Here is an 11,945-nt window from a genome sequence, read left to right as displayed (position 1 = left end):
AAATAATACTCAAATATCTGCCCAATATCTATATAATACACTATACCGCATTCCAGCTAGATTTGTCCCAGATAAATAACAATCAATATATAGCAATCTATACTGCCGTATATAAAAATAAAGAGGGTGCCTCTTTATTTTTGAGACACCCTCTTTTTTTAGTGCCCAGTAGCGGTAGGTTATCGAACCAACTGGTACTAGTATTTAATAGGTTATGTTTATTGGAGCAAATAAAATAAAGATTATCTCATAATGGATGGTCGTTATTGAATTTGTAAATTAATGTTTTATAACGATATATGGAAAAAACTCTCATCTCTCATCCAATTGTCTCAAATTACCAAATCTTTATGATCTCAATCACTTAAGGATTTAAGTTCTTTTGAGATTTTAGTGCTTCCATACCGTCCCTTACTTTGATGATAGATTATTTCTACTTTTTTGCAGATCAGTTCATTGCTTGTTGCTGATAATGATGGTTTCCATTGAAGCTGGCTATAGTAAACACTATGGCTTACGTTGAATACCTTCTACATCGCCTCAAAATCAAATGCAGCTTGATGTTTTTTTATGAACCTAAATATTTGTTGTCTTCCTTGTAGAAGATGCCGACAGCCTTTTCAAGATTTTGTTTTACATTTCTGCCTGTTGCAGAGCTCTAATAATTCATCCAAATAATGAAATAAAAAATATGTATTAAGGTTTGGTTATTGTTGACAATTCATTTAGAATTGCTTTAACAAGTGTTTCCCCTTATCAAAGGCCTCGAAATAGTAACTTGACATAATTTCCTCAAATTCCTCATTTTATTTTAGTTTGGATGTACTACCTATTTAATTGTCTATATTTTTTATTGGCGCTGCGTATTGCATATTATCGGTAATTAAACCGTGATGATGCAATTGTATAAAATGATTTATACAATACTGTTTGTATTTATTCCTACAATATAAGCTCCAATTCGGATATTCCTTTCTTTAACTATAAATGCTATCCGCATGCCAAAAATTCTTGCTGTTCACGGTATTGGTCAACAATTCAAAGGAGATGCTGTTATTCATGATGAATGGTGGCCATACTTATTAAGTGGCGTACATAAGGCCGGGGGAGAACTCAATCCCTTAGATTTGGTATGCCCATTCTATGGAGATTTGTTTAGAAGGGGAGATCACTTAGGTCCTGATCCAATCTACCGTCCAGAAGATCTGAATGAAGAAGAAATCCACTTACTCGAAAACCTATGGGAAGAAGCAGCGAAAATAGAGCCTGGCAAGGTACCTTCCAAATCAGATTTTGAGGGAGAATATTTAAGCTCCACCCCACAATGGATACAACGAGCGTTAAATAGTCTGTCCAAAAGTAAATTTTTTGTCAGGTTATCTCAGAATATGATGATGGGCGATTTGAAACAAGTGATTAGTTATATGAATAACAAAGATATTCATGATGCTATAATCAATAGGGTATTAGAAAAATTAACCGCTGATGTCAAGATAGTTATAGGACATTCCCTTGGATCGGTGGTTGCTTATGAAAGTCTATTCAGAAACGATCATAATGTGGTGTGTTTTATTACAATGGGTTCTCCGCTTGGAATCCGGAACCTTATTTTTGACAAACTAAATCCCAGACCGACCAAGGGTCAAGGTCTGGTACCGCCAGTAGATTCCTGGTTGAATGTGGCAGATAAAGGGGATGTAGTAGCTTTGGATAAAACTTTGAGTGGCTTGTTCGGGAACAGGGTAAGGGATCTCATTGTTAATAACGGTTCGGACGCACATAGCGGTCAACATTATTTATCTACATCACAGATTGGCAAAATAATTACCAAAAATTTATGAGAAAGATATTAATTGCTTCTGGCACTTCTCAATATGATTTTCTTCTTCCCGATCAGCAACGCCCCCAGATTGTAGAAATTGTAAAAGACATCAAGACCACTTTTAGCAAACAATTGAAATATGACCTGGAGCTGGAAGAGATCAGTATTAACCCACTTTCTAATGACCTAAGAATGAAAATGGATGACTGGTTAGCTGACCCGGGTCGTTGTGCTGATGATTGGGTAGTATTTTATTATACTGGGCATGGGGAGATTGTTGGTGGTAATAGTTTGTATTTATTGACAAGAGATTATAAAACGGGGAGACATACTAATACAGCGGTTTCGGTTAGGCAAATTGGGGAAATGGTGGCAGGAATCACTGCGGGAGGAGCAAAACGAAACACCAGGAGAATGTTATTTATTTTGGATACATGTTTCTCAGGAACGGGAGTGGAAAATTTATCCGATGTTTTACAGAATACCTTTGAACGTGGGAATTACGGGAATATGTTTTATATTCTTGCAGCATCTTTTCCAGAGGAGGAAGCAAGAGCAGGTGGTTTGTCAAGGGCACTGATAGCAGCAGTGGATGAGGTTGGAAAAAAGTCTAAGGAGCAATCTTATATATATTTTGATCAGATCATTCCGGCGATATATAATAAACTATTAACACATAAGCCACTTTTTGTAACTGCGGCATCACCAGATACAGAGCAACAGTTTTTTCCTAATCCTCACTATATAGCTGGGATACAGTATACCACATCGACTACAACTACAACGACTACGAATCGGTCCATCTTAAGATCAGCAAATCCTGATGATTTCAAGTATTTCTGGGAACCGAATGCCAGAGGGGTATCTACGAATAGTGAATCGGGCTGGTATTTTACAGGGAGAACGAAAATGCTTTCAGCCATTGCGGGTTGGTTGAATGTGCGGAGTTCTCAAATGTTGATTGTTACAGGACCTCCCGGTTCTGGTAAATCTACTATGTTGTCGATGATCGTTTTGTTAGCACAACCTCAGGCAGAGGTTCCTGTTGATCTTAAGACTTATTTACCGATCTTTCAACAGTTAGATCTGGCTGTGTTGGCAAGAGGGAAAAACTTACAGGATATTGTTCAGATTGTGGCCCAGTCACTCAATATTGAGCCTTCCCTAAAAACCGTTATCCATGCGTTCGAAAGTGTCAGTCATTACTTTATGCTGTTGGATGGTTTGGACGAGTCGTTAGATAAAGAACGTATTTATAACCTGCTATTGGCACCTTTAAGTAAATTGCCGAATGTCAAATTGATCATAGGCTCGCGACCAGATACTATTTGGAAAACGCGTGCTGATTTTGAAATCATTAGTACAGATGATGGAGATTACATTAATCAAGCGGAATTTGAGCAATATGTATTAAAGCGGTTGGTTGGAATTTCTAGCGATAAAGAGCGGTTGCAGGCCGCAAGTATGATAACTGCTAAAGCTTATCCTAATTTTCTGATCGGACGTTTGGCGACTGCAGCCTTTTTAACGGGAGATGCAGATTTAGAGGTATTCAATAAACAGGCTTTTGAGTATCCTTCTACAGTGAACCAGGCATTTACCTTGTACTTAAAAAGTTTTAATGAGCAGGAGAAAAGAGTGAGAGACATTTTACTTCCATTGGCATGGGCTCAAGGAAATGGTATTCCCTGGGATCAGATCTGGCTTACATTGGTAAATGTATTTTCTGAGATACAATACAAGGATGAGGATATTCGCTGGGTGATAGAGAATGCAGGTGCATTCATCCTAGAAGTACTAGAGAACAATAGGTCAGTTTTTAAACTGTATCATGAAGCAATGAGGGAATACCTTAGGGGTGAAATAAGTGAAAGGAAAGCACACACGATAATTGTAAACGCGTTGATAAATACGGTTCCTTTGCTCCCTGCTCAAGAGAATAATCACGACTGGCGATTAGCTCATCCTTATTTGCTCAATTACTTACCCGATCATGCAGCTATTAGCGGCGACCTGGAACGCCTGGTTATAGATCCCCTTTTCTTGCTATATGCTAATCCTATCAAGCTGCATGCAATACTATTATCGCAAAGCAATCAGATTGATCCTATTCTAGCGAATGTGTATCAAAGTTCGATACATCATATCAGGAATAAAGATTTATCAGAGGCCGCGGTTTATCTAAAATTGAATTCCTGGAAATATGGACAGTGTGATTTAATAATTCATGATGCGTGGAAAGTATTAAAGACCCCATGGCGGGTAAATTGGGCGATATGGAATCCTCAATTTTCCAGTCATGAAATTGCGCATGGCAAATCCAATATTACTGCAATAGCTCATGGTAAATGGGAGGGACAAAATGTGGTGGCAGTTTGTCGTGAACGTGGGGTGGTGGAGATTTGGAACCTGGAGACTTATGACAAAACATATGAATGGGATACGAGTACAAACAAAGGTGCAAGAGCCCTTTGTTTCTCAGAACATGATTCTGGTTTGTTGTTGGTGCTTGCATGGTTGGATGGGCTTGTCAAGACCATTAATTTGAATTCCCAGTGGGTTAATACGACCCAAAGCGGTGGAAAGGTACGGTTAATGGAGGTTACTAAAAGGAAAGGAGAAAATGTTTGTATCCTTTACCAGGAACCCGCTAGTTTAGTTATGCGGACATTACCTGATTTAGCATTAGTAATGCAGCGGGATGAGATAATGGAAACCAAGGCTTATAATATGGATTGTGTGCAGTTAGGACAGGAGAAATTTTTGTTAACTGTTGGGGACCATCTCAACATTGAGAAAGATGGATCAAATTGTAATATATACTTGTTTTCGCTGGAAGATTTTTCTACAGTCTGGCATAATCCTTCTGATAATAGAGGTGTATTTCTAGACTTCCAGGTATTAAATATATACAATTCAACAATGGCTGTAGTGTCTCAGGATAGTTGGGGGCCAACAGAGATATGGGATCTTAAAGCCAGGAATGTATTATTTAGAGATGAATATACTACTGCATATTCATGGATATCTGCAAATGAAGGGAAATCTATTCTGTTGTCAATATATATGGGAGAATTGTATAGCTCTACGATTAATTACGATTCGGAATCGCGTAGCATTATAGCTAGCGATCGACAATGGTATCCTGGGATAAGAATATATGGTAATTCATATAGGGTTATTCAACTTTCAGGAAGAGAGAAGCTACTTACAAAAGATGACAATGGAACTTTTTTGCATCTTTGGGATATTGCTTCAATTCAGGGTAGCAAGATGGCTTTTTCATCCACGCAGCTTGAAGATGATAAAATCACAACTATTGCTGTTAAATTGAAAAGATTCTCAGTAGTTTATGGAGGTAGTCGCTCTAATGGTATAAATCTAATTGATGTATCTACAGGCTTGGTTTTAGAAAAATTTGCTATTCCCCTGGAAGGGCGGATAACATCATTAGCTATTACTACAAATGAGGAGAAATTAATTTGTGTGACAGACAACTCTCATTTAGGTCTAATAGATATTAATCAAGATAATGCTAAACTATCTAATTATAGGAAGTTGTTTCAAGCAGAATTTATACAAACTATTTTCATACTTAAAAGAGATGGGCAACAGATATTGCTTGCAGCTGTCAAGGAAAACCATGTCTGGTCTGTTCGCATATGGAATATTACAACCAGCGAAGAAATTCCGGCTAATGATCAATTTAGGTTAATTTCAGGTCAGGAGGACAAAACTATAGAAGGTCTTACAGGGATGGTTTTTAATAATAAACTTCGGATTGCGTTCTCAAGTAAATATGGAATGGTCAATGTTGGGGATTATGAGGATATCATTACGTTCGAATCATATTTAGCGTCATGGTATACATTTGGAAATGATGGTGAATATATTGAATGCCTGGTTTCTGGCGATTGGGGGAATAGGAAAATATTGGTTTCGGCTTCTGAATACGGCCATATAACTATTTTTAATTTTGAAACCGGACAAATAGTCTATGAGTTAGCTAATGCGCATCCGGTTAAAATTACAGCACTTTTATTTTTTGACCAGGGAGTTAACAGTTTTATTATCTCTGGAGATACCGCTGGTACACTAAAATTTTGGAGTGTAGAATTAGAAGGATTTTACACTATAGAACTGCGGTCAATTATTCTGAAAATTTTACAGGGTGTTAAGGGAGGATTGTTTATACATACTGTACAGGGAATAGTTATGATTAATGTAGCGGATTTGTTTCCTCGGAAGTGTTAGTTATAGTTTTACTGTACTGATCGCGCTAGCCTAAGAGGGATATATACATAAAAAAGCCGAAGAGAATTCTCTCCGGCTTTTCGCCAAGTGCCCAGTAGCGGAATGTTTGCGAACCAAATAATATTGATTATAAGCAGTTTAAATTGGTTATAAAACAATTTAAACTGCTTATAACATAAATTTTATATTCAAAATGCTTTTGTTTATGATGGGAATAAAGGTCTTGCTAGAAAAATTAAATAGATGAAAATCGAACCTATTTTGAATTGGATAAAAGAGAAGTGAAAAATACAAACTAGTTGGTATTGTTAATTGTTTAATGTTTGCGCAACTTCACCTCCAAGGACTAGTCTTCAAAAAGCATATTCTTATGTTGTTGTAGTTATTGATAATTGTCAATGAACACCTTGGTGGCCTTATACTACATATCTAGTATGCAATAGGGTTAAATATAATCTTCCAACTTAAATCTAATGTATGACCCCAACTACATTTATTCTGGTCGCGGCTTTTTATGAAAGCGGTATTTATAGCATTTTTAGCCATTCTGTTAATTGATTTTACATATGGGCAGAAATTAACTCTTTTTGATAGGCCCAATACAATTATGCTTCTCAGTATGCCTGCCAATGAAGAGGAGTTTTTTAATATTTTTAAAAGGAAACCGGGAATAGGTGAATTGGGTAACATTGTTACCTTATTGAATCAGCATGAAGACTTAAAGAATGTCTATATCATTAAGAAATCATCTGATTTAGGAATAATAATGAAATATATTATGAGCAAAGGAAATGAAGATAATTATGATGAGTATCTTCCGAGAATAGGTTTTACGATCATAGGCCATAATGATAGGGGCAACTTTTATTTTCCTGACGGAACTACTATGAAGCTGGAAAATATAGAGAAGGACCTCATGGGAATTCCAGGAATGTTTTTAAGTTGTAACGCAAAAAAAATATGGAGTTACAGGGGTTGATTATAAATTGACTTATACAGAAGCTTTAGAAATAGCGAGTGATCTAGATAATATTGTAACCGAAATTCACGATAGGAATTTATGCAATATTTATTTTGATACTCCCCGGCAGATTGCAATTACAATGTTAGAGTGTGTATTCCGGAGATGCTGACCAGCGGAACGGTATCTTGACCACCCGCTTTGACAAAACTTAATTCCTGCCGAAGGCAGGCCTCCCATACTTTTTGTGGAAGATGTATTATTTAAAACAAAAATAGGTAAAATCGGACTAGTTACTTTTCAGTTTCCTGTATCCCTACGTCCAAGTGCATCTTTCCGATAGTATTTATTGGTTGTAGTTTTGGAACATGGACCAATCAATATCAAGTGTCGGCAAGGGATCTCCCAAGCCCCGGATATCTGTTACTGAAAAGAAGCGATTGCTATCTGAGTGGCAACAGAGTTCTCTAAAGATGAAAGAGTTTTGCGAGCAAAAAGGTATATCGGTGTCTGGTTTGAAGACCTGGATTAAACAGTTTGACATGGGAAGAAAACGTAAATCCGGGATAGTTAAAGCACCATCGTTTGTTGCGCTTATTCCTGAGAAATCGACCTATTCGACCCCATTTGCAGAGTATCTGCTGCCAGATAACAGTGTAATGATTCGGAGCTGACCATTCCCGAAGTGAATTAAAAACGGCAGACTTTTGCAAAAAACAATTTTATGCAAAAGACCATTGTTAAAAGGAATGAACATCTCGCCACCAAGGCAGACAGAATGAAGGAGATTGTCAGCGGGTATCCTGCATCTGGCAAAACAGTTGCACAATATTGCGCAGCTAATAAGATCAAAGAGAAGACCTTTTACTACTGGCTTCGCAAATATAGAAAAACCGATACGGCGGTATTAAGCAAGCCATCCATTTTACCCATCAATATTGAATCGATCAGTATTCCAGGTGAGTGTCAACCTCTGTTTGCTGAACTGATGGGCATAAAGATCTACCAGCCTGTTCCTGCAGAATATTTACTCAAGCTGATAAATCGTTGATCCATGTTGTCTCTTGCAGGTTATAATTTTTATTTGTACACCCATCATACTGATATGCGGATGGGCATAAACGGATTATCCGGGATCGTGCGGAATATGATGGACCAGGATCCATTGAACCGTGGAGTGATCTATCTTTTCTTCAATGGTAGACGCACGCAGGTCAAAATGTTGGTTTTTGAAGGTGATGGCCACGCACTATATCATAAAAGATTAGCGCAGGGTACATTTGGGACACCGGTGTATGATCAGGCTACACGATCAGTTATACTGGAAAAGAAGGATGTAATGCTGATCCTGGAAGGTGTTGAAATCAGGTACAGGAAAAGATATGAGCGAAAAAATGTTGCTGTAACCAAACCATTATAATATCATCTGCGTTTATATAGCCGTAACCACGACTACAACGCAGTGCGCCCCGAATTAATTACCTCCATAACAGACGCTTTACAACAAATCTCCACATTGACAGGGGCAAACACCGAGCTGTCAGAATCGCTCATGCGGGAGCGGATTACCTTCGGAAAAATCATATATGACCTGACTAACCAGCTGGAAGCAAAGAAGGAAGAATGCATCAAATTGAACAGGTATCTTCATCAGGCGCATGAAATCATGCTGGACAGAGAGCAGGTAATCAAAGAACTGGAGGAGCGGATTTTGATCCTTGAGAAGGCCAATGCAGATATGAGAGATAAGGCGGAAGCAGGTCTGCGTAAGGAAGTTCAGTTGCAGGAGTTTTGCGATATGCTGATGGGAAAGAAATCGGAGAAATTTGTTCCTGAATCATCACTTATTAATGTTGCCATCCAACAAACTTTGGGTAGTGAGTTTGATACGCAGGAAATAGAGGAGATCATTAGCATTGCTGTAACTCCTGCGGATATACACCAGGCAAATCAGGAAATAATCAAAGGCAACCGGAAGAAGAAAAGATACAAGGCTCATATTGGAAGAAGAGTACAACCATCATGGCTGGAAGTTCAAACTGAAACTATTGATATCAGTGGTGATAAAACGGGTCTCAAGCCAATGGGTAAAAAGGTAACCACCTATTATGATTACCAACCAGGCAAAATTATTAAAGTACAGCAAGAGCACCTACAGTATATCAATGAGGAGAGTAAGATTATCTGTGAGCCCGTAAAACCACGGATGGTAGAAAAAGGTACTGTTGGGAACAGATTACTTGCTCACCTGCATAGCCGCCGTTTTGGATATGGAGATCCATATTACCGTCAACTGAGATTTATTAAAAACACCACAGGTGTAGACTTTGCAGCATCGACAGTCGACGGATGGGAAGAGGTCGCCTATAAGAAGTTACAACGGCTGTTGCGATGCCTGCGGAAAGTGATCATGCAGTCAACATATATCAAGGCTGATGAGACCAAGCTTAAATATTTAAGTGATGTAGGCAAAGGAAAACCCTCTAATGGCTGGTTATGGGTGTTCCTCTCCCCAGAACATAAGTTAGTATTGTTTGAATTTAACCCATCCCGAAGCCAACATATACCGGGAGAAGTGCTGAAAGATTTTAAAGGTATACTTCAGACTGATGGTCTGGGGTCATACACTGCTGCCTTCAAAAATAATGATCAGGTCACGATGATGAGTTGCCTGGTACATATCCGCCGTGGTTTTAAGAAGGCTGAAAAATATGATAAAAAACTCGTAGCTCCGGTATTGACATTATTCAATGTCATCTACCGGATAGAAGCTTATGCTGACAGGAATAAATTAACTCCTGACCAGCGCCTACAACTTCGGCGGAAATATACTGTTCCCTTCCTGGATAAAATCAAATCATGGCTATTGGAACAGAAAAACCAGGATCATTTGCCAGGAACTCCTATTTTTAAAGCAGTCAATTATGCACTAGGGCAATGGCCTCGCCTAAAAGCATTTGCCGAAAATGGATATATCGACCCTGACAACAATGGTGTGGAGAGAGTAATCCGTCCTGTAACCATCTTCCGCAAGAACTCAATGTTCGCAGGCAATGAACATGGAGCCGAGCGGGTTGCTTTATTTTATTCTCTGATTGAATCATGCCACCTTAATGACATTGATCCATTTACATACCTATGCGATATATACGATCGTCTGCATGACTGCCCTGCCAATCAGTTGATCCACTTACTACCTCACAACTGGAAGAAGAAATAACCGATGCAAAGGTAGGGTCTGGCTTGATTAGTTCATCGATGCCGAGAACCGAATCATTACATAACAGTCGACTTGTGATCAATCAGCAAGTGTCTTCCGCTTTCTTAAAAGAGTTGCTGGGGATATCAAAATGATTACACTAAGCCCCGATTGCCGATATTTCTTGTATCGTGAACCCATCAATATCAATAAAAGCTTCTATAAACTGGCTGCCATTGTCAAAGAACAAATAGGCACAGACCCGCTTTCCAGAGATGTGTTCATGTTTTTAAATAACCGGCGTAATCAAATTAAATTGCTGGTCTGGCAGGGAGATGGATTTGCTATATTCCATAAGCGCCTGGAGGCGGGTACCTTTGAATTGCCGGTGTTCCTCCACGACCAAAGACATGTGGTAATTACTTACAGTCAGCTGGTATTGATTCTACAGGGCATCAGTCTCCAAAAAGTTCATTATCGAAAGAGGTACGGCCAACAAACATCAGTACGTTAACATCGCGCTAACATTATTTACAAGAGTGTTTACTATCATTGCACTCGCAATGCAGTCAAACCCCAACATTGATTATAAGCAACGTTATGAACAGGCCGAACAAACTATCGGTCAGTTAAAGCATGAGTTGGCTGTATTGAAGAAAATGATTTTCGGAAGCCGTCATGAGAAGTTCATGTCTAATGATGTCCCACCGCAACAGCTGTCACTTGACATCCAACCTGAGCAGACATTTACCAGTAATGTTATTGCAGCTCAAAGAATCACATACACACGCTCCAAGGTCAATACCGAACCGTCTTCACATCCTGGCAGAAACAAATTGCCCGATCACCTGCGTAGGGAAGAAATCATTATTGAACCTGCTCATATTCCACCAGGAAGTAAGAAAATAGGGCAACTGGAAACAGAAGTATTGGAATATAAAGCAGCAGAACTGTACGTCAAAAAATATATTCGTTACAAATATCTGGCGCCGGAATCAGATGCCACAGCGTCTAACATTATCACAGCTCCGTTGCCCAATATGCCATTGCCTAAATGCATTGCAGGATCAAGCCTGTTAGCACAGATGATCATCGATAAGTTCGTGGATCACTTGCCTCTCCATCGTCAGATGCAGCGCTTCGAACGCGCTGGCGTAAAACTTCCATATTCTACTTTAACTGACTGGGTCAGTGCCGCTGCTAATCTGATCACGCCTCTTTACGAATCGTTAGTCAGTCATGTGTTGAGCGCTGATTATATCCAGTGTGATGAGACTCCAATGCCAGTTCTGGATAAAGACAAGAAGGGCAAGACTCACAGAGGCTTCTTTTGGGCATATCAGGATAGCATCAATAAACTTGTAGTTTTCGACTATCAGGAAGGGCGCAATAAAGAAGGTCCTGCTAAGATGTTAGCAACCTATAAAGGAACTATACAGACTGACGGATATCTTGTTTGTGCGACTTGAAGTCGTTAATTTAATTGTTCTGCTTTTAATTATTTAATTGACAGAACCTGATTTTCTGTAATCAGTAGCCTATCTCAGCATGCGTGGTTAGTAATGACCGGGTATGAAGCCTGAGAGACAATGCATCGAAAACCGCAAGGTTGTCTTCTGGTCAGCGATGATAAGAAGAACTGTGAAACTTCATTACAGATAGAGCTAGGCTGGTGGACATGGCGAACATATGTGAACTGTTGATAAACA

9 protein-coding genes are annotated in these 11,945 nt (G+C 39.0%); all 9 read left to right on the top strand.

Going from position 1 to position 11,945, the window contains the following annotated elements; translation table 11 throughout:
• Window positions 1-998: 998 nt before the first annotated feature.
• The 9 genes from CLV42_RS20575 to tnpC (CLV42_RS20535) all read left to right on the top strand — a co-directional run bounded on the left by CLV42_RS20575 (window position 999) and on the right by tnpC (CLV42_RS20535) (window position 11,705).
• The gene (locus CLV42_RS20575; RefSeq protein ID WP_106603816.1) at window positions 999-1,841 is read left to right on the top strand and encodes an alpha/beta hydrolase family protein; all 843 of its coding nucleotides are present in this window, start codon (window positions 999-1,001) and stop codon (window positions 1,839-1,841) included.
• Window positions 1,838-6,076, top strand: coding sequence for a caspase family protein (locus tag CLV42_RS20570; protein ID WP_106603815.1), 4,239 nt, complete (start codon window positions 1,838-1,840; stop codon window positions 6,074-6,076). Before CLV42_RS20575 ends, CLV42_RS20570 begins: the two co-directional genes overlap by 4 nt.
• A gap of 514 nt (window positions 6,077-6,590) precedes the next feature.
• Window positions 6,591-7,055 carry a hypothetical protein gene (locus tag CLV42_RS20565; protein ID WP_106603814.1) on the top strand — a complete coding sequence of 155 codons (465 nt, stop codon included), beginning with the start codon at window positions 6,591-6,593 and terminating at the stop codon, window positions 7,053-7,055.
• Between the two features lie 350 nt (window positions 7,056-7,405).
• A complete protein-coding gene (tnpA, locus tag CLV42_RS34615; protein WP_106603813.1) occupies window positions 7,406-7,711 on the top strand; it encodes an IS66 family insertion sequence element accessory protein TnpA in 306 nt (101 codons plus the stop codon).
• Window positions 7,712-7,761: 50 nt separating this feature from the next.
• A complete protein-coding gene (tnpA, locus tag CLV42_RS20555; protein WP_106603812.1) occupies window positions 7,762-8,088 on the top strand; it encodes an IS66 family insertion sequence element accessory protein TnpA in 327 nt (108 codons plus the stop codon).
• A gap of 3 nt (window positions 8,089-8,091) precedes the next feature.
• Complete coding sequence (tnpB, locus tag CLV42_RS20550; RefSeq protein WP_106603811.1) at window positions 8,092-8,457, top strand: IS66 family insertion sequence element accessory protein TnpB; 366 nt, start codon at window positions 8,092-8,094, stop codon at window positions 8,455-8,457.
• 42 nt (window positions 8,458-8,499) lie between these two features.
• Window positions 8,500-10,257 carry an IS66 family transposase gene (gene tnpC / locus CLV42_RS20545; RefSeq protein WP_146154440.1) on the top strand — a complete coding sequence of 586 codons (1,758 nt, stop codon included), beginning with the start codon at window positions 8,500-8,502 and terminating at the stop codon, window positions 10,255-10,257.
• Between the two features lie 130 nt (window positions 10,258-10,387).
• Window positions 10,388-10,750 (top strand): IS66 family insertion sequence element accessory protein TnpB, encoded by a 363-nt coding sequence (gene tnpB / locus CLV42_RS34610; protein ID WP_106603809.1) that lies wholly within the window; start codon window positions 10,388-10,390, stop codon window positions 10,748-10,750.
• Between the two features lie 25 nt (window positions 10,751-10,775).
• The gene (gene tnpC / locus CLV42_RS20535) at window positions 10,776-11,705 is read left to right on the top strand and encodes an IS66 family transposase (RefSeq protein ID WP_146154439.1); all 930 of its coding nucleotides are present in this window, start codon (window positions 10,776-10,778) and stop codon (window positions 11,703-11,705) included.
• Window positions 11,706-11,945: the final 240 nt, after the last annotated feature.

Origin of the sequence: Chitinophaga ginsengisoli (genome assembly GCF_003014595.1) — a bacterium.
In the GTDB taxonomy this organism is placed as follows: Bacteria; Bacteroidota; Bacteroidia; order Chitinophagales; family Chitinophagaceae; genus Chitinophaga; species Chitinophaga ginsengisoli.
This window is presented reverse-complemented; position numbering and strand designations above follow the sequence as displayed.